Here is a 24,093-nt window from a genome sequence, read left to right on the forward strand (position 1 = left end):
GGCGCCCCATCGTGCAAGGGGGCGCCTCGCCCCGGCTAACCCAGGGCCGCGTCGTCCAACGCCGTCAGGAAGTCCGCCACCAGATCGTCGGTGTCCTCGATGCCGGTGGAGACGCGGACCAGCCCGTCGCCGATACCGGCGGCGGCCAGCTGCTCGGCGTCCACGATCCCCGCCCACATCGACCGCGGATGCACCACCAGGGTGCTGACGCTGCCGAGGCTCGCCGCCCGCTTGGCCAGTGTCAGCCCGGCCAGCAACGCGGCGGCCCCCGCCCGGCCCGCCTGCAGATCGACGCCGAGTACCCCGCCGAAACCGGTCATCTGCCGCCGGGCCAGCGCGTGCTGGGGATGCGACGGCAGCCCCGGATAGCGGACCCGGGCCACCGCCGGATGCTCCTCGAGGGCGCGGGCCAGGGCCAGGGCGTTGGCGTTGTGCCGCTGCACCCGCAGCGGCAGGGTGCGGATGCCGCGCAGCAGCAGCCAGGCGTCCACCGGGCCGAGAGTGCTGCCGGTGACGATCGCCGTGCGCCACACCCGCTCGACCAGCTCGGCGGAGCCGACGACCACCCCCGCCGACACGTCGGAGTGGCCGCCGAGGAACTTCGTGCCGCTGTGCCAGACCAGGTCCGCCCCGGCGCTCACCGGACGCTGGTTCACCGGCGTGGCGAAGGTGTTGTCGACCACCACCAGCGCGCCCGCCGCGTGGGCCGACTCCACCACGGCGGCGAGGTCGGTCAGCTCCAGCAGCGGATTGCTCGGCGTCTCCACCAGCACCAGGCGGGTACGCGGCCCCAGCGCCCGTTCGAACGCCCCGGTGTCCGTCTGGTCGACCTGGGTGCACGCCACCCCGAAGCGCGCCAGCAGGCCGGTGGCGAGGGAGGTGGTGCCGCCGTACGTGCTGCGCTGCACCACCACGTGGTCCCCGGCGGAGAGCAGGGCCAGCGCGATGGTGCTGATCGCGCCCATTCCCGAGGCGGTCACCAGACCCGTCTCCGCGCCCTCCAGCTCGGCGACCACGGCGGCCACCTGCTGATGGTTCGGGTTGCCGTACCGGGTGTAGAAGGCACTGCCCCGGGTCTCGGTGGCGATCTCGGTGAACCGTTCGTCGGACTCGGCGCTGAAGGTCACGCTCTGCACGATCGGCGGGGCGACCGCCCCACCGGGGAGGAGACCGTCGTCGCCGTGCACGGCCCGGGTGCTGGGACCGGACGACGTGCGCGGGCGGTCAGCCACGGCGGGCCACCCGCTCCACCAGCGCGCCGTAGCTGCCCAGCGCGGTGAACTCGGGCAGCGTGAGGTCGCTGCCGTGGCGCTGCCGCAGCACGGTGACCAGCCGCAGGGCGCGCAGCGAGTCGCCGCCGGCGGCGAGGAAGCCGGTGGCCGGGTCACCCGGCGCGACCCCGAGCACCTCCTGCCAGGCGGCGCCCACCCGGGCCGCCCAGCGGGCCCGCGCGTCGTCGTCGGCCGCCGGTCCGGCAGTGGCCACGGCCGGCAGCGGCGCGGTCGGGTCGGCCGCCAGCAGCCGGCGGAAGCCGTCGGCGAAGGCGTCCACCCGGTCCGCGGGGACGTGCCGGTGGTCGTACTGGACGGTGAGGGCGAGGCGGCCCGTGGCGTCCAGTTCGGCGTCGACGGCGAGGCTGAACGCCACGTCGACGGTGACGCCCCGGCTCGCCACGATGCGGCTGCCGCCGTCGCCCGGCGGGTTCGGGAAGTGGGTCCAGTTGAAGAAGTGGTCGAAGCGGGGACCGGCCCCGCCGGCGCGGACGATCTCGGCCAGCGGGAAGCGGTGGTGCCCCATCAGCTCCCGCTCGGCCCGCCACACCTCGGCGGCCAGCCCGGCCGGGGACCGGGTGCCCAGCTTGACGCCCACCGGCAGGGTGTTGAGGAACAGCCCGAGGGTGGCGTCGCTGCCCTCGCCCTCCGGCCGGCCGCCGACCACCAGGCCGCTGACCACGTCGTCGCGGCCGGAGAGCTCGCCGATCAGCCGCAGGTGGAGGGCGAGCAGCCAGGACTTCACCGGCACGCCGGCGGTCCGGGCCGCCTCGGTGACCGCGTCGGTGGTGCCCGCCTCCACCGGTATCCGCCGGGTGGTGGTGGTGCGTGGCTGCGCCCCGCCGAGCAGCAGCGGCGGCACCGTGCCGGGGCCGTCCAGCCAGAACCGGCGGGTGACCGGGTCGGCCAGCGCGCGCCGCTCGGCCGCCACGTACTCGGCGAACGGCAGGCCGGGACGGGCCGCGACGGTCGTGCCGGCCCGCTCCCGGTCGTACCCGGCGAGCAGGTCGGTGAGGAACAGGTGCAGGCTCCAGCCGTCGAGGATGCCGTGGAACTCGGCGACGATCAGGGTGAACGCGTCGGCGTCCTCCCGGACGGCGTGCAGCCGCAGCAGCGGCGGGCGGGCCCAGTCGAAGGGGCGTACCCGCTCCTGCGCGACGAGGTCGTCCACCCGTGCCCGGCGGGTCCGCGGGTCGGCGCCGGTCAGGTCCGTCACCGGCACCTCGACCGGCACGTCGGCGTGCACGAGCTGCATCGGCTCCGAGTACGCGCCCAGCGCGAACCCGGTCCGCAGCACCGGGTGCGCGGCCACCAGCGCGGCCAGCGCGCGGTGCAGCGCCGCCGCATCCAGCGGCGCGGCGATCCGGTGTGCGGTGACGTTGTGGTACATCGCCGGGTCGCCGGTCAGCTCGCAGTGGTAGACCATGCCCTGCTGAAGGGCGGTCATCGGGTACGCGTCGGCGAGCCCGCCCGGCAGCAGCGCCCGGTCGGCGGCGGCGACCAGCGCGAAGCGCCCGTCCTGTCCGGCCTCCGCCACGGGCGGGGCCCCGTCCAGGGTGATCTCCGCGTGCGTGACGAGTTCCCGGATCGACTGGTACGTGAAGATGTCGCTGAGCCGGAACGACAGCCCCCGCCGGTTCGCCGCGACCTGCATCTGGATGCTGCGGATGGAGTCGCCGCCGAGGGTGAAGAAGCTGTCGGTCACGCCGACGGTCGCCAGCCCGAGGACCTCACGCCACGCCTCGACCAGGATCTCCTCGGCCCGCCCGGCGGGCGCCACGGCCGCGCCGTCGCGGGGCCGGTCGAGGCGGGGCGCGGGCAGCACCGCCCGGTCGAGCTTGCCGTTGCGGGTCAGGGGCAGCTCGTCGAGGAGCACCACCGCGGCCGGCACCAGGTGGGCCGGGAGCCGGTCGGCCAGCCAGCCGGTCAGCCGCTCCTCCAGCGGGCCGGCCGCCGGCTCCGCCGCCACGACCACCGCCGGGCGCGGATCGGCGGCGTACTCGGGCCGTACGGCGTGCAGGGTGTGCCGGTCGGTGCCGGCGAGCAGGTCGTCCTGTCGGGTGACGACCTCGAAGCCGCGGTCGGTGAGCAAGCGGGTCAGCTCCGCCAGCCGGCCCTCGGTCTCGGTGCCGGCCGCGTCGTGCACCTCCATGGCGACCTGCGCGACCAGCGGCCAGTGCCGGTCCGCCAGCCCGGCGAGCACGTCCGCCTCGGCGCGCTGCACGTCGATCTTCAGCAGGTCGATCCGCGCCGGGGCGAGCTCGTCGAGGACGGCCGAGAGCGGCCGGACCGGCACGGTGAGGTCCCGGCCGGCGAAGCGTTCGGCGAGCAGTTCGTCGACCCGGTCGAGCAGCACGTCCCGCTCGCCCGCGCCGGCGTCCCGCTCGTTGGCGAGGTACCGCTTGATCACCGCCACCTCGGCGTCCGGGTCGGCGTACGCGGCGTGGCCGGACATCATCGAGTAACCCGGGTAGTAGGTGAAGGACACCTCCCCGGCCGTGCGGGACAACCCGAATTCGTGCACGGTGGCCGGTACCCCGAACTCGGCGACGTTGCGGCGCAGCGCGTCGGCCACCGACGGCACCGGCTCGAAGGCGTGGATCGTCGCGCCGGGACAGACGGTGTGGACGAAGAGCGAGAACATGCCGATGTTCGCGCCCACGTCGAGCACGGTCGCCCCGGGCCGCAGCACGATGCCGTCGCGCAGGTAGACCTGCTGGACGAAGATCTCGTCGTACAGGTAGCGGGTCTCGTGGGGGTTGATCCCGGCGATCCGCGCGACGTCGACGGCCGCGGCGGGGCCGCCCGGCCGGACGTAGGCGACGAGCCGGTCGCCGTGCCCGTCGTCGTCGCGGGCCACCACGGCGGCGTCGGCGATCTCGGGGTGCTCCCGCAGGACCGCGGCGACCTCGCCCGGCTCCACCCGGAAGCCGTGGATCTTCACCTGGTCGTCCAGCCGGCCCAGGTAGCGCAGCCGCCGGTCGGCGTCGAAGCGGACCCGGTCGCCGGTGCGGTACACCCGCTCGGTGCGCCCGGACGGCAGGGCCACCCGCACGAACCGCCGGGCGGTGGTGTCCGGGTCGCCCAGGTAGCCCTCGGCGAGCTGCGGCCCGCTGACGCAGAGCTCCCCGGCCACGCCCGGCGGCACCGGCCGCAGCCGCTCGTCGAGCACCCAGACCGCGACGCCGGGCAGCGGCCGGCCGATGCTCGGGGCGTCCCCGGCCCGGACCTCCGCCGCGCTGGTGTCCACCGTGCACTCGGTGGGGCCGTACAGGTTGACCGCGCGGACGCCGGGCAGCGCGGCGACGGTCTCCCACAGGTCGGGCGCGACGGCCTCCCCACCGAGCAGCAGCAGGCCGGGCAGCCGGGTGCCCGCCGCCCCGGCGAGCAGGATGCGCAGCTGCGACGGGGTCAGGTCGAGCACGTCGACGCCCTGCTCGGCCAGCGCGGCGGCCAGGGCCGCCCCGTCCCGGCGGACCTCCTCCGGCACGAGGTAGAGGCTCCGGCCGTGGCCGAGCTGCACGAGCTGTTTCACCGAGGCGTCGAAGGTGAGCGGGGCGTTCACCGCCACCCGCAGCCCCGGGCGGGCGCCCGCGTACACGGTCTGCTCGAGGGCGTCGGCCAGGTGCGCGGCGGCGCCGTGCGACACCTGCACCGGGCGGGGCATCCCGGTGGAGCCGGACGTGAAGATCACGTACGCCGGGTCGGCCGGGGCCGGCAGCGCGGCGGGCGGCTCGCCACCGGCCGCGACGAGGTCCTCGACCGGCACGGTCGCCGGGCCGCCGACGCCGACGACGGTCTCCGCGCCGACGGCGCGGAGCTGGGCGGCGAGGCGCTGCGCCGGGGCGTCCGGGTCCAGCGGCACGTACACCGCCCCGGCCCGCAGCACTCCGAGCAACGCCACGACGGTGTCCCGGGACCGGGCGGCCAGCACCCCGACCGGGGCGCCGTGCAGCCCCCGCGCGGCCAGCGCCCCGGCCACCCGCGCGGCCCGTTCGCACAGCTCACCAACGGTGTACGCGCCGTCCGCCGCGACCACCGCCACGGCGTCGGAGTCGCTGCCGGCGAGGCCCGCGGCGAACAGGTCGACGAGGGTACGCCCCGGCGCCTCGGCAGCGGTCCCGGCCGCGTCGGCCAGCCAGCGCGCCTCGGCGTCGCCGAGCACGGCCACCGGGACGCCCTCGGTCAGCGCGGCCGGCAGGGTCCGCAGGATCGCCAGCAGCGCGTCGAGCAGCCACTGCCCGCCGACCACCCGCAGGGTGACGCGGTCGCCGTCGGTCAGCGCGGTGAGCTGCGGACCGGCGGCCGGCGGCGGGGCGTCCACCTCCACCGCGCAGCCGCCCAGGCCGGCCACGGCGGACGGGTCCACGACGGGCGGCACCGCGAACCCGGCGACCGCCCCGGAGTCCTCGTCCACCGGGTCGACCAGGTGGAACGTGTCGTCGGCGGCGACCTCCGCGGCGCGTACGGCGGCCAGCAGCTCGGCGGGGGAGGCGGGCAACGGCAGGGCCAGCCGCAGCGGGCCGTAGCCGCCCAGCGGGCCCACCACCTCGGCGGTGCCGGCGGCCTGGCGGCCGTCGCTCCACCGGGCCAGCACCAGATCCACCTCGTCGGCGGAGTCCGGGGCCTCGGCCCGGCGGGAGACCGCGAGGACCCAGGCGGCGAGGAGCACGGTGGCCGGCTCGACGTTGGCGGCCCGGGCGGCCTCGGCCAGGACGGCGGCGGACACGGTCGCGGTCACCACCGCGCTCGGGTCGTCGGAGTGCGGGGTGACCAGCCGCGCGGCCGGGGCGGCGGGCGCGGGGGCCGGGGCCTGCTCCCGCTCCTCGAGCTGCCACTCGGCGACGTCGAGGAACTGCAATGCCTCCGGGTCCTCCGGCAGCGGCTCGCCGGCGTAGGCCCGGGCCAGGTCGGCGAGGACCAGGCGCAGGCTGGCCGGGTCCGCGATCAACGGGGTGGCGGTGAGCTCCAGGGCGTCGTCGGTGAGGGTGACCGACAGCTCGCCCTGCGCGCCGACGACCACGGCGCGGCCGTCGTCCACGTCCTGCAACGGCACCCGCAGGCCGGGGTGGTGCACCAGGGTCAGCCGCAACGCCTCGTGCCGGGCCACCACCGTGTCGACGGCGGCCTGCAGCCGCGCCCGGTCCAGCGGCCGGTCGAGCCGGACCCGCGCCCGGATCAGGTCGTGCTTTGCCGACCAGGCCAGGCGCTGGATCGGCGACAGACGGTATCCGTTCACCGCACACTCCGGTTGACGTAGAGATCGGACATGGCCACCAGGATCTGCCGGTCACCGCTGAACGGCTCCCGCCCGTGGGTGGCCAGGAAGTTGTCCACGACCAGCACGTCGCCGCGCTGCCAGGGCACCGAGACGGCGTGCTGCCGGTACAGCTCGCGGATGCCGGTGACCACCTCGTCTCCGATCGGCTCGCCGTCGCCGTAGTACGCGTTGCGGGGCAGGCCTTCCGGGCCGTACTCGCGCAGCAGCGCGGCGGACACCTCCGCGGGCATGTTCGAGACGTGGAACAGGTGGGCGTGGTTGAACCAGACCGTCTCCCCGGTACGCGGATGCGTGGCGACCGCCTGCCGCCGGGCGCGGGTCCGCAGCCCGTCGGAGCCCAGCCAGGTGAACTCGGTCGCCGAGGCGGCGCAGTACGCCTCCACCTCCGCCCGGTCGGTGGTCTGGAACGCCTCCTGCCAGGGCAGGTCCAGGTGCGGGCCGTAGTTGCGCACGTAGCGGACGCCGGAGCGCAGGAACCGCTCCCGCACCTCGGCCGGGATCAGCGGCGTGATCACCCGCTCGCTGGCCAGCGGGGTGGCCCCGCCGCTGCCGGTGGCCGGCTGCGCGCACCAGAAGTAGAGGTGGGTGGGCCAGTTGTGCGAGTACGACATCTCGTGGTGCAGCGGGATCCACTGCTCGGCGTTGAACTCGGTGCTGGTGAACACCTTCTCGGCGACCTCGTGGCGGGGGGCGGCCCGCTCCAGGTAGCCGAGCAGGTCCGGGCTGACCGCCCGGGCGGCCTGGCTGAAGTCGTCGGCCGTGCCCACCTCGAAGCCGCGGAAGAAGACCGCGCCGTGGCGGTCCAGGTCCCGCAGCAGCTCCTCGCGCCGGCCCGCCAGCCAGCCGGCCAGGTCGAGGTCGCCGACGCCCGCCTCGACGAGCAGCACGAACTCGTCGTCGACGAGCACCCGCCGGGACACCGGCGAGGTGACCGTGCCGGTACCGCGCCGCCGCGGCCCCGGCCCGCTCACCGGTCGGCCTCCGTCCGCGACCGCGGGGACAGGGCCAGCTCGGGCGCGGCGACCGGGTCGGACATCGCGGTGAGGATCCGCCGGGGCGGGGTGAACGGCTCCCGCGCGTGCGCGGCGAGCATGTTCTCCACCAGCAGCACGTCGCCGCGCTGCCAGTCGAAGGAGCGGGTCTCCGCGGCGTACGCGGCCCGCAGCTCGGCCAGCACCTCGTCGCCGATGGGCGTGCCGTCGCCGTACGCGGTCTGGTAGGGCAGGTCCTCCTCGTCCAGCGCGGCCCGCAGGCCGGCGGCGACGTCCTCGGGCAGGGAGGTGACGTGGAAGAAGAGCGCGTGGTTGAACCAGGTCCGCTCCCCGGTGACCGGGTGGCGGCGCACCGCCGGCCGGACCTGCCGGGTCCGCAGCTGCGCCTCACCCACCCACTCCACGTCGATCAGTGACCGGGCGCAGTACGCCTCCACTTCCTCCCGCCGTTCGGTCTGGAACGCGGTCTGCCAGGAGAGGCTGATGCCGGGCAGGTAGTTGCGCCGATAGAGCACCCCGCGCCGGTCGAACTCGGCGACGGTCTCCGGACGGAGCCGGGCGAGCACCCGGCGGCTGTCGGCCAGCGGGGTGCGCCCGCCGGCGGCCGGTGCCACCTCGCAGTGGAAGACGATCCGCAGCGGCCAGTTCACCGTGTACGACTGCTCGTTGTGCAGCACGATCGGCTGGTCGGCGGGATGCTCGGTGGAGGTGTACACCCCCTCGGTGACCCGGCTGCGCGGCGAGGAGCGTTCGCCGTAGGAGAGCACGTCGCCGGAGAGCGCGGCCATCACGGTGCGGAAGTCGTCGGCCCCGGCCACCGCGAAGCCACGGAACAGCACGGCCCCGGCGCGGCGGGCCAGCCCGTCGACCTCGTCGCGGTGGCCGGCCAGCCAGCCGGCCAGGTCGACGTCGGGCACGTTGGCCTGCACCAGCGCCGGCAACGGGCCGCCGGGCCAGTCGGGGCGCACGTCCACCAGGTTCCGGTCACGGCCGCGCCGGGGGATGGGTCGCGCGACCCGCGTCTGCTCAGTCATCTCTCGCTCCCAGGAGTGTCGGCGCAGTCGGCCAGACTGCGCCGGGGGTCGGCGGCGGCGGTACGCAGCAGCGCGGTGAAGCGCCGGTGCCACGCGAGCACCCCGTCGTGGTCGAACAGGTCGGTGCGGTACGTCCAGAGCGCCGCCAGCCCGTCGCGCCGCTCGTCGAGCCAGAGGGTCAGGTCGAGCCGGGCGGCGTCCGGAGTCAGCTCCACGCCGGTGAACTCGACACCGGCCGCGCCGCGGTGCCGGGCCGGCGGCGCGTTCTGCACGCCGAAGGCGACCTGCACCAACGGGTTGCGGTGCGGCCGGCGGGCGGGCCGTAGCCGCTCCACCAACAGGTCGAAGGGGACGTCCTGGTGGGCCGCGGCGAAGAGGGTGACCCGGCGGGCCTCGTCGAGCAGGTCGGCGAAGCGGCGGCCGGGCGCGGGCCGCAGCCGCAGCGGCAGCGTGTTGACGTGGCAGCCGACACCCTGTTCGGCGGCGACGCTGGTCCGGCCGGCGAAGGCGACGCCGATCAGCAGGTCGGACCGGCCGGTGGCCGCGCCGAGGAGGGTGGCGAAGGCGGCCAGCCCGACCATGTGCAGGCTGACCCGCTCGGCCCGGGCCAGCTCGCGTACCGCTGCGGCGGTGGTGGCGTCCACGGTGGTCCGCAGCGCGGCCCCGGACGGTGCCCCTGCGCCGGGGCGCGCGCCGGGCGGCGGCAGGTCCGGCCGGGCCGGTGCGGCGGGCGGCCCGGCCCGGCCCGGGGGCGGGGTGGCGGGCAGGTCGAGCAGGTCGGGGGCGCCGCGCAGCTCGTCCAGCAGGTCGGTGACCGCCCGCCGGCCCGCCGGCCCGGCCAGCCAGTCCCGCTGCGCCAGGGCGAGCGCCGCCGGGCCGACCACCGGGGTCTCCGGTGCCGCCGTGGCGTCTCCCTCGGTGTCGTACGCCCGGGCCAGATCTCGCACGATCACGCCGAAGGACCAGTCGTCGCAGACGATGTGGTGCACGACGAGCAGCAGCGCCACCGCCCGGCCGGTGTGCTCCGGCACCAGGTGGGCGCGGAGCAGCGGGCCGCCGGCCAGGTCCATCGGTTCCCGGGTGGCCTCGGCGGCGAGCCGGGCGAGCCGCTCGTCGAGCGGAGTGCCCGCCTCGGGCGCTGCGACGATCGGCGCGCACGCGGCGGCGGGGCGGACGAGCTGCACCGGCCCGTCCGGGCCGGAGGGGAAGACCGTGCGCAGGGCCGGATGCCGGTCGACGACCCGCCGCAGCGCCCGGACCAGCCGGTCCGCGTCCAGCGGCGCGGCGAACCGGATGGCGAAGGCCAGCAGGTAGGAGGTGTCGGCCGGGTCGAGCCGGTGCAGGAACCAGAGCCGGGTCTGCGCGGCGGAGAGCGGGGCGGGGCCGGTCGGCGCCGGGCCGGTCGGCTCCCCGGCCGCCGCCGCATCGGCGGTCAGCCCGTCGAGGTGCGCGGCCAACGCGGCGACGGTCGGGTGGGCGAAGAGATCACCCGGTCGCACCGGCCGGGCGGTCGCGGCGGCCAGTCGGCTGGCGCAGCGGACCGCGAGCAGGGAGTCGCCGCCGAGGGCGAGGAAGTCGCTCCCGGCATCGGTGACCGGCACGCCGAGCACCTCGTGCCAGACCGTCGCCACCACGCCGGCCGTCCCGTCGAGCGGCCCGGCCGGGGAGCCGACGTGGTCGCCGAGGGTGGGCGCGGGCAGGGCCGAGCGGTCCACCTTGCCGTTGGGCAGGGTGGGCAGCCGATCCAGCCACACCACCGTCGCGGGGACCAGCGGCGCGGGCAGCACCTCGGCCAGCCGGGCCCGTACGTCGTCGCGCCGCGCGCCGACCAGGTAGCCGACCAGCAGCGGGTCCCCGCTCGGTCCTTCGCGGACGGCGGCGGTCGCCTCGCGGACCCCGGGCAGGGTGGCGAGGCGGGCGGAGACCTCGCCCAGCTCGATGCGGTAGCCCCGCAGCTTCACCTGGTCGTCGAGCCGCCCCAGGTACGCCAACTGCCCGTCCGGCCGCAGCCGGACCCGGTCGCCGGTGCGGTACATCCGCTCGCCGGGGCGGAACGGGTCAGGCAGGAACCGGGCCCGGGTCTGCTCCGGCCGGTCGAGGTAGCCGCGAGCCAGGCCCGCCCCGGCCAGGTACAGCTCGCCCGGCTCACCGGGCGGGACCGGCTGCCCGTCGGGGTCGAGGACGTACGCCCGGGTCTGCGGCAGCGGGCGGCCGATCGGCGGATCCCCGCTCTCCGGCGGCACCTCGGCCCAGGTCGAGTAGGTGGTGTCCTCGGACGGGCCGTAGAGGTTGCACAGCCGGCGGACGTGCCGGCGCGACCACACCCGCGCGGCCAGCGCGGCGGTGAGCGGCTCGCCGGCCAGGCAGACCGTGCGGACGTGCTCCGGCAGGGCGCCCGCGGTGAGCAGTTCCCCCATCGCGGAGGGGACGGTGTTGACCAGGGTGACGGGCAGCCGGTCCGCCCCGGGGGCGGCGAGGGCCAGCACGTCGTCGACGAGCAGCACCCGGCCGCCCCAGCAGAGCGGGCCGAAGATCTCGAAGACGGAGAGGTCGAAGCAGACGGACGTGGCGGCGAGCAGGCCGCCCAGCTCGGCGTCGTCGAAGGTCTGCCGGACCCAGTGCATCAGCACCGACGCCGAGCGGTGCTCGATGGCCACGCCCTTGGGCCGCCCGGTCGAGCCGGAGGTGTAGATGACGTACGCCAGGTCCGCCGGCGTCGCCGCCACCGCCGGGTCGGTGCCGTCTCCGGCCGGGTCGAGCCGGTCGACCGGGACTGCCGTGCCGGGGAACCGGCCGGCGAGGTCGGCGCGGGTCAGCACCAGCCGTGCCCCGGAGTCGGCGGTCATGAAGGCCACCCGGGCCGGCGGGTACGCCGGGTCCAGCGGGACGTAGCAGGCGCCGGCCTTGAGCACGGCGAGCAGGGCGACCACCAGCTCGGGCGTGCGCGGCAGGCAGACGCCGACGCGGTCCTCCCGGGCCACCCCGCGCTGCAGCAGGACCCGGGCCAGCCGGTTCGCCGCCTCGTCGAGTTCCCGGTAGGACAGGCTGCCGTCGGCGTGCCGTACCGCCTCCGCCTCCGGGGTGCGGGCGGCCTGCGCGGCCACCATCCGGTGCAGGCAGTCCACGGCGGGCGGGCCCCCGGTCGGGCGCCGGCCGGCGGCCCGGCGGGTGGGCCCGGCGGACCGGGTGGGGGCGCTCACCGGCGGCCACCGGGCAGCGACGCGGCCCGGCCGGTCGCGCCGCCCGGCGGCGGACCGCCGGTCCTGAGCCGTTCCAGCTCGCGGTCGGCCGCCTCCTGCAGGCGGTCCTTGTCGGCCAGGACGATGCTGCCGGGGACGTTGTCGGGCAGTTCGTCCTCGACGTTGCGGATCGGCCGGTAGGCGATCCCGACGGCGGCGAGGGCGAGCGCGCAGAGGCCGGCCACGATCGCCGCGAGGGCCATGCCGCGGCCCGGTCCGCTGCCGACGACCCGGGCCAGCACACCGCCGGGCGACACCATGGGCGCGAAGACGTGCTCGGCGAGGGGCCCGGCGGTGAGGAACCCGGCCGGCACCATCAGCCAGGAGAGCATCTGGCTCATGGAGAGCACCCGGCCCTGCAGTTCCAGCCCCACCTTGGCCTGCACGATGGCCAGCCAGTGCGTGTTCACCAGCGCCGTGGCCAGGCCCATGCCGAACAGGCCGACGGCGGGAAAGAGCGGGCTGGGGTGCAGGCCGACGGTGAGCAGTGACGCGCCGAGCAGCACGACGCCGGCCAGGATGCCGCTGGTACGCCGGGCCGTGCCGCCCCACACGCCCATCAGGACCGAGCCGACGAGCATGCCGACCCCGCTGGCGGCGAGCACCCCGCCCAGCACCGCCGGATCGCCGAACGACAGGGTCAGCGGGGTGACCAGGACCTCGACCATGGCGAAGAAGTAGTTCAGCGACGCGGTCAGCACCACCAGCGCGACCAGGCCGTGCCGGCGGGTGATGAACCGCCAGCCGCCCAGGACCGCCCGCCGGAACGGCTCCTCCTGCTTGACGAAGAGGGTGTCCGGGAAGCGGACCGACAGGGTGACGGTGACCGCGACGGCGAAGGTGAGCAGGTCGATGACGACGATCCCGCGCAACCCGATCGCGATCACCAGCGCGCCGCCGACCAGCGGCGCCAGCACGGTGCTCGTCGCCGTGCCGAGGGAGACGATGCCGTTGGCGCGCCCGTAGTACCGCTTCGGCACCAGTTGCGTGACCGCCGCCAGGTAGGCGGGCTGCTGGAAGGCCGTCGCCACCGCGGTCACGGTGATGGCGGTGAAGACGTGCCAGAGCTGGAGCTGGCCCAGCCAGAGCAGCAGCGCGAGGCTCACCGTGCCGGTGGCGGCCAGGCAGTCCGCGGTGATCATGATCAGCCGCCGGTCCCACCGGTCCGCCAGCGCCCCGGCGACGGGGGAGAGGACCACGGCGGGCAGCAGCGCCAGCACGGTGGCGGTGGCGAAGAGCGAGACCGAGCCGGTCCGTTGGTAGACCCAGAGGCTCATGCCGAAGCCGGTCAGCCCGCTGCCGATGAGCGAGACGAGCTGGCCGATCGCGACCAGGTAGAACACCGTCAGGCTGGGCATCGCGCGGCGCGCCGCGGGCGGCCGGTCGGCCGGCTCCTTCGCGGGCGCGGTGCGCTCGGCCTGCGGTGGTGCGCCGTCGGCCTGCGGTGGTGCGCCGTCGGTCGGCTGCTGCCGCTCGGTGCCGGTCGCGGTCGCCGGGTCGCAGGCCGCCAGGATGATGCTCGCCACCTCGGCGGGCTGGTGCTTGGCGAAGTAGTGGCCGGCCCCCTCGATGACCTCCAGCGACACCCGGTCGGAGAAGAACTCCCACTCCCGGTACCGCTCCTGGTACAGCTCGGTGGCCCGGTCGCCGCTGCCGATGACGCTGACGATCGGGGCGGCGAGCTTGCGGGGCAGCCCCTCGGTGTAGACGGTGGTGTAGTAGTCCTCGACCTTCGCGGAGTCGGCCAGCACCACCCGCATCACGAAGTCCTTCTCACGCTCGTCGAAGACCTCGGTGAAGAAGCCCATCGCGCGCAGCGCTTCCAGCGTCCGCCGCTTCGACCACCAGCGCTCCATCGGGAACCACCGGCGCAGCCAGGTGAACACCCGGCCGGGCAGCCTCGGGGCGGGGAAGTGGGCGCCGACGGCCACGACCGTCACCTCGACGCCGGCCGCCTCGAGCCGGCGGGCCAGCTCCACCGCCTCGGCGCCGCCCACGCAGTGCCCGTATACGGCCACCGGGCCGGTGATCTGGTCGACGACCTCGGCGACGCAGCGGTCCACCAGCTCGTCCATGCCGAGCAGCGGCTCGTCCGGCCGGTTCAGGTCGTGGCCGGGCCGCTCCAGGGCGTACAACGCCACGCCCGGCGGGAGGGCGTCCGCCAGCGGCTGGAAGGTGATCGCGGAGCCGCCGCCGAACGGTACGCAGAGAAGGGTCAGCCGCGTCGGCGTCGCCGGTCGTGCCGGGGTCAGCTCGTGCAGCAGCTGCCCGGCCGAGCCCCCGGTGGCATCGAGGTGCTCGGTCAGCGACCGGATCGTCGGGTGGCGGAACAGGTCGAGGACGCTGATCGCCGGGTCGTTCCCGGAGAGGGCCTTGATGGCCTTGAAGGAGTCCCCGCCGAGGTCGAAGAAGTCGTCGTCGATGCCGACGCTGTCGTAGCCGAGCACCGCAGCCCACCGCTGCGCCAGCGCCTTCCGCAGCGGGGTGTCCGGCGCCGCGGCACCGGCGACCGCGCCGCCGCGGCGGGGTGCGGGCAGCGCCGCCCGGTCGACCTTGCGGTTGGCGTTGAGCGGCATCCGGTCGAGGACCACGAAGGCCGACGGCACCATGTAGTCCGGCAGGTAGGTGCGGGCGAAGGCCCGCCACGGCGCCGGGTCGGCGTCGAAGTCGGCCGTGACGGCCGTCCCCTGGGCCGCGTCCGGGTCCGCGCCGTTCTCCGCGTCGGTGCTCAGCGTCAGGTAGGCCACGATGGTCTTCTCGGCCTCGTCCTCGCGGACCACCACGGCGGCGTCGCGGACCGCCGGGTGGCGGCGCAGCACCGCCTCGATCTCGCCGAGTTCGATGCGGAACCCGCGCACCTTCACCTGCGAGTCGCTGCGGCCGACGAACTCGATGCGGCCGTCGGCCAGCCACCGGCCCAGGTCGCCGGTGCGGTACAGCCGGCCGCCGCCGTTCGGGTCCGGCACGAACCGCTGCGCGGTGAGCACCGGGTCGCCGAGGTAGTCGCGCGCCAGTCCCGCCCCGCCGAGGTACAGCTCACCCACCACGCCCACCGGGACGGGGGTGAGCTGCGCGTCGAGCACGTGGACCCGCATGTTCCCGATGGGACGGCCGATGCTCAGGTGGGTGAAGCCGGGTTCGAGGCGTTCCATCGTGGACCAGACGGCGGCCTCGGTCGGGCCGTACAGGTTCCACAACGCGTCGACCCGCTCGGCCAGCTGCCGGGCCAGCGGCGCGGAGACCGCCTCGCCGCCACACACGGCGGTCAGGCCGGGCGTGCCGGTCCAGCCGGACTCGATCAGCAGCCGCCAGGTCGCCGGGGTGCCCTGCGCCAAGGTGACCCCCTCCGCGCCGAGCAGGCCGGCCAGCCGCGGCGCGTCGTAGGCGACGTCGCGACCCACCAGCAGCATCCGGGCGCCCACCACGAGGGGAAGGAAGAGCTCCGGTACGGACATGTCGAAGGCGAAGCTGGCCATCGCCAGCATGGTGCCGTCGCTGGTCAGGCCCGGCCGGTCGCGCATGGTGGCCAGGGTGTTGACGACGGCGCCGTGGGTCACCCGGACGCCCTTGGGCCGCCCGGTCGACCCGGACGTGTAGATCACGTACGCGAGGTCGTCCGGCCCGGCCAGCGGCTCGGGGTCGGTGTCCGGCTCGGCGTACGGTGCCTCGCCGCCGAGCACCACCTCGCCGGCGTACCCGGCGAACCGGTCGGCCAGCTCCGCCTCGGTGACCAGGACCGGGGCGCCGCTGTGCGTCAGCACGTACCGCTGCCGCTCGACCGGGTAGTCGGGGTCCACCGGGACGTACGCGCCGCCTGCCTTCAGCACCCCGACCAGCGTGACCGGCAGCTCCGGCGAGCGGTGCATGCAGACGGCGACCGGTACGTCGGGGCCGACGCCGGCCCGGCGCAGCCGGTGCGCGAGCCGGTTGGCCCGGGAGTTGAGCTCGGCATAGCTGAGCGTGCTCGCCCCGAACGTCACCGCCGGCCGGTCCGGGTGCGCCGCCACCCGGCGCTCGATCAGCTCGACGAGGGTCGGCACGCGTCCGGCCGGGGCGGCCCAGTCGAGCGCGGTGGCGGTGTCGTTCCACTCGTCGAACCGGGCCAGCTCGGCGGGGGTCAGGACGGCCACGTCCGCCAGCCGGACGCCGGGGTCGGCGACCGCGGCGGCGAGCAGCGTCTCCAGGTGCCCCATCAGCCGCTCGGCGGTCGCCGCGTCGAACAGGTCGGTGTTGTACTCCAACCGGAACCGCAGCCCCTCGTCCACCTCGTACGCGTACAGGGCCAGGTCCTGCTGGGCGATGCCCGGCTCGACGGCGAACGGCACCATCCGCAGCCCGGCCGTCCCCAGCTCCCCCCGGTCGGGGACGTTGAGCAGGTTGAACATCACCTGGAACAGGGGGTTGCGGCTGAGGTCGCGGGGCGCGTCGACCAGGTCCACCAGCCGCTCGAACGGCACCTCCTGGTGGTCGTACGCCCCCAGCGCGGTGCGCCGTACCTGCCCGAGCAGCTCCTCGAAGGTCCAGTCGCCGTCGATCACCGTCCGCAACGGCAGCATGTTGACGAAGAAGCCGACCATCGGTTCCAGCTCCGCGCGGACCCGTCCGGCGACCGGTGTGCCGACGCAGATGTCGCGCTGGCCGGTGTAGCGCCAGAGCAGGGCCTTCAGCGCGGCCAGCACCGTCATCGCCAGGGTGGCGCCCCGGGCCTGGCTGAACCGGCGCAGCTCGTCGGCGGCCGCTCGGGACAGGACGCGGGTGCGGACCGCGCCCTCGAACGTCTGCACGGGCGGCCGGGGCCGGTCGGTCGGCACCTCCAGGGCACTCGCCATCCCGTCGAGCTGCCGGCGCCAGTACCGCATGGCGTCGCTGTCGGTGTCCGCCATCCGGCTGCGCTGCCAGCGCGCGTAGTCCCCGTACTGGACGGCCAGTTCGGGCAGCGGCGACGGGCGACCGTCGCGGACGGCGTCGTAGAGCGTGGCCACCTCGCCCGCGATGACGCCGAGGGACCAGCCGTCGGAGACGGTGTGGTGCATGGTCAGCGACAGCACGTGCCGGTCGTCGGCGATCCGCAGCAGCACGGCCCGGAACAGCGGCCCCCGGGCCAGGTCGAACGGGCGGCGGACGTCGGCGGCCAGGGCCTCGTGGGCCCACGGCGGCACCGCCTCGGCGACCGCCGGCTCCACGATGGTCCGCCGCACCGGCGCGTCCGCGCCGTCGGCGTCCGGCGGTGCGGACACGATCGGCAGGTCGACCGGGGCCGGCGGCCGCACCTCCTGCACCGGGTCGCCGTCGGGTCCGGTCGGGAAGACGGTACGCAGCGACTCGTGCCGCCGGACCAGCTCGGCCAGCGCCCCGCGCAGCGCCTCCACGTCGAGGGCGCCGTCGAGCAGCAGCGCCGTGCCGACGGTGTAGGCGTCCTGGTGGTACGCCTGGTCGAGGAACCAGAGCCGGTGCTGCCCGGAGGAGAGCGGCGCCGCTGGGGCGTCGGCGCCGGCGCGGGGGATTGCCAGCTCGGCCGGTTTGGCCGGCGCGGGGGTGGGGCGTTCGGCGGCGGCCGGTGCGGCGGGGACGGTGCCGGTCGCCGGCAGCGCCGCCGCGATCCCGGCGACGGTCGGCTGCGCGAAGACCGCCTCGAGCGGCAGCGCCACGCCGAGCCGGGCCCGCAGCCGCACCACGAACTGGGTGGCGAGCAGCGAATGCCCACCCAGCTCGAAGACGTTGTCGAGCACCCCGATCGGCCGGATGCCGAGCAGCTCGGTCCAGATCTCCGCCACGCACCGCTGTTCCGGCGTGCTCGGCTCGACGTAGGCCGTGCTGAGGGCCGGCCGGTTGCCGGCGTCGACCGGTTCGGGCGCGTCCGGGGAGGCCGGGGGCGTCACCGGCGGGGCGGGCGGGAGCTCCGCCAGGTTGGTGCGCGGCGCCGCGTCCACCCAGTAACGGTGCCGCTCGAACGGGTAGCCGGGCAGCGCCAGGCGGCGGCGCGGACCGTCGTGGAACCGGTGCCAGTCGACCGGTACGCCGGAGAGCCACAGCCGGCCGACCGCGTCGAGCAGCGTGGTGAGGTCGTCGGCGTCGGCACGCGGATGCCGCATCGCCGCCACCACCTGGCCGGGCCGCAGGCCGGCCAACCGCGCCAGGCCGCCGAGGGCGTGCCCGGGGCCCAGCTCCGCGAGGACCACGTCCTGCTCGGCGAGGAGCGCGGCCGACTCGGCGAACCGCACCGGCCGGCGCATGTGCCGCACCCAGTACTCCGGATCCGTGACCTGCCCGGGGGTGACCGGGCCGCCGGTCAGGTTGGCCAGGTAGGGCCGCGCGGGTTCGGAGTAGGTGACTCGGCGGGCGTGCGCGGCGAACTCGTCGAGCACCGGATCGAGCAGGGCCGAGTGGTAGCCACGGGTGACCCGCAGCGGGCGGCAGTCCACCCCGTCGCGGGTCAGCCGCCCGCGAAGCTCCTCGATCGCCTCGGGAGCACCGGAGAGCACGCACAGCTCGGGGGCGTTCACGGCCGCCAGCGACAGCCCCTCGCCCAGCAGCCCGGCCACCGCCGACTCGGGCAGGCTCACCGCGAGCATCGCCCCGGGCGGGGTCCGCCCGACCAGCTCACCCCGGGCGCAGACCAGGCGCAACGCGTCGGCCAGGGAGAAAACGCCGGCGAGGCACGCGGCGACGTACTCGCCGAGGCTGTGCCCCACCATCAGGTCCGGGGTCACGCCCCGGGCGAGCAGCGCGCGGGCCAGCGCGTACTCGGTGACGAAGAGCGCGGGCTGGACCAGCCGGGGCTGCGCGAGCAGCCGCTCCGCCCCGGCCTGGCCGCCGGCCGCCGGGCAGAGCAGGGTACGCAGGTCGAGCCCCAGGTCGTCGCGGATCAGCTCGGCGCACTCGTCCACCACGGCCCGGTAGGTGGGCTCCGCGCGATACAGGCCGGCGCCCATCGCCACGTGCTGGGCGCCGTGCCCCGGGAAGGCGAACACCAGCGGCCGCCGGCCGCCGGGCTCGGTGCCGCTGAACTGCCGCTGCGGCGAGTCGAGGGCGGCCAGCGCGTCGGCGTGGTCCGCCGCGACGAGGAAGCGCCGGTGGGGCATCGACTGGCGCCGGCCCAGGTTGGCCGCGACGTCGGCGAGGTCCACCTCGGAATGGGCGTCGAGCCAGGCGCGGAGCTGGCGCGTCTGCCGCTCCAGTGACTCGGCCGTACGGGCCGACACGACCAGCAGCTGCGGCCCCGGCTCCGGCGCGGCCGGTGGCGCGACCGCGGTGGCCGGCGGCTCCTCCAGCACCACGTGGGCGTTGGTGCCGCCGATGCCGAACGAGCTGACCCCGGCCCGGCGAGGTCCGTCGGCGGGCCACGGGCGGGCGGTGTCGTTGAGGTAGAACGGGCTGCCCGCGAAGTCGATCGCCGGGTTGGGCCGGCTCACGTTGATCGTCGGCGGCAGCGTACGGCTCCACAGCGCCATGATCGTCTTGATCAGGCCGGCCACCCCGGCCGCGGCGTCGGTGTGCCCGATGTTGGCCTTGACCGAGCCGAGGGCGCAGAAGCCGCGCTCGTCGGTGCCGCGCCGGAACGCCTCGGTCAGGGCGGTCACCTCGATGGGGTCGCCGAGGCTGGTGCCCGTCCCGTGGGCCTCCACGTAGCCCACCGATCGGGGGTCCACGCCGGCCGCGGCCAGCGCGCTGCTGATCACCTCGACCTGCCCGTCGACGCCCGGCGCGGTGTACCCCGTGCGGCGGCCCCCGTCGTTGTTGACGGCCGAGCCGCGGATCACGGCGTAGACGGTGTCGCCGTCGGCGACCGCGTCCTCCAGCCGTTTGAGGGCGACGATGCCGACCCCGCTGGATTCGATGCTGCCGCGCGCGTCGGCGCTGAACGGGCGGCAGTGCCCGTCGGGGGAGTAGATCCCACCGTCGTGGTAGAGGTAGCCGCGGCGCTGGGCGGGGAAGACGCTGACCCCGCCGGCCAGGACCAGATCGGACTCGCCGGTCAGCAGGCTCTGCCGGCCGAGGTGCACGGCCACCAGCGAGGTCGAACAGGCCGTGGCGACGGTGACCGCCGGGCCGGTCAGGTCGAGCTTGTAGGCGACCCGGCTGAGCAGGAAGTCCTTGTCGTTGCCGATGGACAACTGGTGCTCGCCGACGGCGCTCGTCAGCTCGGGGTGGCTGCTCAGGTGGTCGAGCAGGTAGGTGCTGCGACCCGACCCGGCGAACAGGCCGATCCGTCCGCGGTGGCCGGACGGGTCGTAGCCGGCGTGCTCCAGCGCGTGCCAGGCGCACTCCAGCAGGAGCCGGTGCTGCGGGTCGAGGGTCTGCGCCTCGCGGGGCGTGATGCCGAAGAAGGTCGCGTCGAACTCGTCGATCCCCGGCAGCCAGGTGCCGGCGCGGACGTACGCCGGGTCGTCGAGCCGGGCCGGGTCCGCGCCGTCGGCCAGCATCTCCTCGACGGTGAACTCCCGGACCGACTCCACCCCGGCGCGGATGTTGTGCCAGTACTCGTCGACCGTCGCCGCCCCGGGGAAGCGGCCGGCCATGCCGACGACGGCGATCAGGCCGCTGGGCCGGCCGGTGTCGTCGCTCACGCCGGGCCGGGCGACGCGGACCGGCGCGGCGGCGGGGCGCGGGGCGGCCGGGGCGGTCGCCGCCGAAGAGGTGGCGGTGGCCAGGAACGCCGTCAGGGACTCGACCGTGGGGTTGCGGAACAGGTCGGTGACCGTGACGACGTCACCGAGCTCGGCGCGCAGCCGCTCCAGGACGGTCAGCAGGCGCATCGAGTGGCCGCCGAGGTCGAAGAAGGTGTCCCGCACCCCGATCTGCGCGACGCCGAGCACGTCGCGCCACACGTCCAGGACCAGCCGTTCGAGGCGTACCCGGGTGGAGTCCCACTGGGCGGGGCCGGGACCGGCGGGCGCTGCCACCGGTACGTCGTGCGCGGGTCGCTGCCGCGGCACGTCGGGTGCGCGGCCGGGTGCGGGCAGCGCCGCGGCGTCCACCTTCCCGTTGCCGGTCAGCGGCAGCGCGTCCAGGAAGACGAAGGCGGCGGGGACCAGGTAGGACGGCAGCTCGGCGGCGAGGGCCGTCCGGAGGGCCGGGGCGTCCCGGCCGGTCTGCGCCCCGCCCGCCACGTACGCGACGAGCTGCGGGTCGTCGGGGTCGTCCCGGCGCAGCTGCACCGTCACGTCGCTGTCCGGCAGGTTCCGCCGGACGGCCGCCTCGATCTCGCCGCACTCCACCCGGAAGCCGCGCAGCTTGACCTGGCTGTCGGTGCGGCCCAGGTATTCGAGGTTCCCGTCGGGGCGCAGCCGCACGAGGTCACCGGTGCGGTACAGCCGGGCGCCGGGAACGGACGAGAACGGGTGCGGGACGAACCGCTCGGCGGTCAACCCCGGCTGGTGCAGGTATCCGCGCGCCACCCCCGCCCCGCCGACGTACAGCTCGCCGACCACGTCGGCCGGCACCGGGTTCAGCCACCCGTCGAGCACGTACAGCTCGGTGTTGGCGATCGGCCGGCCGATCGGGACGGAGCCGTCGGCCGGGGTGGCCGGGTCGACCTCGTAGGCGGCGCAGCCGACCACGGTCTCCGTCGGGCCGTACTCGTTGACCAGCGCGGTGCCGGGCGCGTGGGCCCGCCAGGGGGCCACCTGGTCGGCGCGCAGGTTCTCGCCGCCGATGACGAAGCACCGGGTGCGGTCGGCCAGCTCGGCGGGGCGGAGCTGATGGTTGACCAGGTCGAGCTGCGCCGGGGTGATCTTGACCAGCCCGAACGCCGGTCGCTGGTCGCGCAGCGCCTCGCCCAGCGCCTCGGGGCCGAGGTGCTCGCCGATCATCCGCACGGTGGCCCCGCCGGCCAGCGGGACCAGCAGGCTCGTGACGGTCAGGTCGAACCCGATCGACGAGTGCAGCGGGACGACGTCCCCCGGCTGCAACCGGTAGGCCTGGGCCGCCCAGCGCACGTAGTTGCACACCCCGCGATGGGTGACCATGACGCCCTTGGGACGGCCCGTGGACCCGGAGGTGTAGATGACGTACGCCAGGTCCTCCGCCGTCGGCGCCGGCCGGCGGCGCGGCCGTCGCCTCGGCCCCGAGCCGTTGCCGCCACGACCGGGCTCGGCCGCCGGGTCCGCCGGGTCCGCCGGGCCGCCCGGCGGGTCCGCGCCCGGCACCAGCAGCGCCGTGCCGTCCGGCACCAGGTGCGCCAGCTCGGGGCAGGTGAGCACGACCGGAGCGGCCGTGTCGTCGACCAGGTACCGCAGCCGGGCGGGCGGGTGGGACGGATCCATGGGTACGTAGGCCGCGCCGGTCTTCAGCACGGCGAGGACCGCCACGGCGAACGGGGTCGCCCGCGGCAGCAGCACCCCCACCAGGCTGCCGATGCCGACGCCCCGGCGGCGCAGCGTCTCCGCCAGCGCCTCGGCGCGGGTGTGCAGCTCCTGGTAGCTCAGCGCGGTCTCGTCGTCGGTCACCGCCACCCCGGCGGGGGTCCGCCGCGCCTGCCGCTCGATCAGCACGTGGACCAGGTCGTCCGGTTCGGCGGGGACGGCGGTGCGGTTCGACTCGACGACGAGCTGCCGATACTCGTCCGGGGTGAGCATCGCGGCCGAGCCGACCGGCGCGCCCGGGTCGGCCACCAGCGACCGCAGCAGCGTCTGGAGGTGCCCGGCGAGGCGGCGCATCGCGTCGTCGAAGAGGTCGGTGCGGTACTCCAGCACGGTCCGCAGGCCGTCGGCGTGCTCCCGTACCGAGACGGTGAGGTCGAACTTGGCGGTGCCGGTCGGTACCTCGATCGGGGTGACGTCGAGGCCGTCGAGGCGCGGGGGCGACGCCTCCCGGCCGTACACGAACATCACCTGGAACAGCGGGCTGACGCCGGGCCGGCGGGCCGGGCGCAGCGCCTCGACCAGCGTGCCGAAGGGCAGCTCCTCGTTGCCGAGGGCATCGAGCACGGCGGTGCGCACCCGCCCGAGCAGCGTCTCGAACGACGGGTTGTCCTCCAGCCGGGCCCGGATGGCGACGGTGTTCAGCAGCAGCCCGACGAGCTGCTGCGTCTCGGCCCGCTGCCGGTTCGCCACCGGCGTGCCCACCACGATGTCGCGCTGCCCCGTCCAGCGCGCCAGCAGCACCTGGACAGCGGCGAGCAGGACCATGTACGGGGAGACCCGCGCCCGTTGGCACAGCGCCGTCAGCGCCTGCGCGGGCATGTCCAGCGGCACCGACAGGGTGGACCCGGCACCGGACGGTACGGCGGGCCGTGGCCCACGGGTGGGCAGGTCGAGCAGGGCGGGCGCGTCGGCGAGCCGGCTGCGCCAGTACTCGCGCTGGGCGGCCGCCTCCGCTCCGCCCAGCCACTCGTGCTGCCACGCCGCGTGGTCGCGGCAGTCGACGCCGACCGGGTGGAGCTGCGCGGGGCGTCCCGCCCGGTGTGCGGCGTAGAGCCGCTCCCACTCGTCGTGCAGGATGCCCAGCGACCACTCGTCGACGGCGACGTGGTGCAGGGTCAGCAGGAGCACGTGCTCCTCCGGCGCGCAGCGCAGCAGGCTGGCCCGCAGCACCGGCCCGCGTTCCAGGTCGATCGGGGTACGCGCCTCGGCGTGGAGCCGGGCCTGCAGCTCCTGGTCACGCTGCCAGGCGGGCAGCCCGCTCAGGTCGTGCATCCACAGCAGCCCCGGGCGCGGCTGGTGGACGACCTGGACCAGGTGCTGCGCCGCACCGTCCGGCGCCGCGTCCACGCCTGCCGGGCCGGCCGGGGCGTCCGCCGCCGGCGCGAGGGTGGTGCGCAGGGCGGCGTGCCGGGCCACCAGATCGTCGAGCGCCGCCGACAGCGCCGCCACGTCCAGCGGCCCCCGGAGCCGGTACGCCAGCGGCACGAGGTAGGTGGCCGACTCGGGGTCGAGGCGGCTCAGGTGCCACATCTGGCGTTGCGCGTAGGTGGCCGTGGCCGGGCCGACGTCGTCGGGGTCGACCCGGCGCGACGCCACGGGCGTCGTCTGCCGGGACCTCAGGACGTCGGTCATCGCGTCCGCCTCCTCTGTACCCACACCGACCGGAGCGGCGCCGCCGACGTGGCGGCCCGCTCCACCGGTTGCTCGTAGTTCACAAGCCCGAGATCCGTCGACGACCACCGTCGAGCCGGCGTCGGCCCGGCGTGCTCGATCAGGACTGCGGGCACGGTGCCGGATGCGGTGACACGACCGGCCGGCGGGTTGATTCCCGCAGCTCGGAACGTACTCGCGCCCGTTCCCGTGAACAGTCATTCATGTGACACGTGTACATCTCTCGATAGCTGGAGCTGTT

General features: G+C 75.8%; 6 protein-coding genes. All 6 read right to left on the reverse strand.

Going from position 1 to position 24,093, the window contains the following annotated elements:
* Window positions 1–35 precede the first annotated feature (35 nt).
* The 6 genes from ACSNN7_RS00225 to ACSNN7_RS00250 are packed head-to-tail and all read right to left on the reverse strand — an operon-like array spanning window position 36 to window position 23,813.
* Entirely contained in the window at window positions 36–1,232 is a 1,197-nt protein-coding gene (locus ACSNN7_RS00225; protein WP_436678429.1) for a trans-sulfuration enzyme family protein, read from the reverse strand.
* Window positions 1,225–6,510, reverse strand: coding sequence for an amino acid adenylation domain-containing protein (locus tag ACSNN7_RS00230; RefSeq protein WP_436678430.1), 5,286 nt, complete (start codon window positions 6,508–6,510; stop codon window positions 1,225–1,227). Before ACSNN7_RS00230 ends, ACSNN7_RS00225 begins: the two co-directional genes overlap by 8 nt.
* Window positions 6,507–7,523, reverse strand: a complete 1,017-nt coding sequence (locus ACSNN7_RS00235) for a TauD/TfdA family dioxygenase (protein WP_436678431.1) — start codon at window positions 7,521–7,523, stop codon at window positions 6,507–6,509. Before ACSNN7_RS00235 ends, ACSNN7_RS00230 begins: the two co-directional genes overlap by 4 nt.
* The gene (locus tag ACSNN7_RS00240) at window positions 7,520–8,578 is read right to left on the reverse strand and encodes a TauD/TfdA family dioxygenase (protein WP_436678432.1); all 1,059 of its coding nucleotides are present in this window, start codon (window positions 8,576–8,578) and stop codon (window positions 7,520–7,522) included. The genes ACSNN7_RS00235 and ACSNN7_RS00240 overlap by 4 nt, the downstream gene beginning before the upstream one ends.
* Entirely contained in the window at window positions 8,575–11,778 is a 3,204-nt protein-coding gene (locus ACSNN7_RS00245; protein WP_436678433.1) for an amino acid adenylation domain-containing protein, read from the reverse strand. The genes ACSNN7_RS00240 and ACSNN7_RS00245 overlap by 4 nt, the downstream gene beginning before the upstream one ends.
* Entirely contained in the window at window positions 11,775–23,813 is a 12,039-nt protein-coding gene (locus tag ACSNN7_RS00250) for an amino acid adenylation domain-containing protein (RefSeq protein ID WP_436678434.1), read from the reverse strand. Before ACSNN7_RS00250 ends, ACSNN7_RS00245 begins: the two co-directional genes overlap by 4 nt.
* Window positions 23,814–24,093: the final 280 nt, after the last annotated feature.

Source organism: Micromonospora sp. URMC 105 (assembly GCF_051386295.1).
GTDB lineage: Bacteria > Actinomycetota > Actinomycetes > Mycobacteriales > Micromonosporaceae > Micromonospora.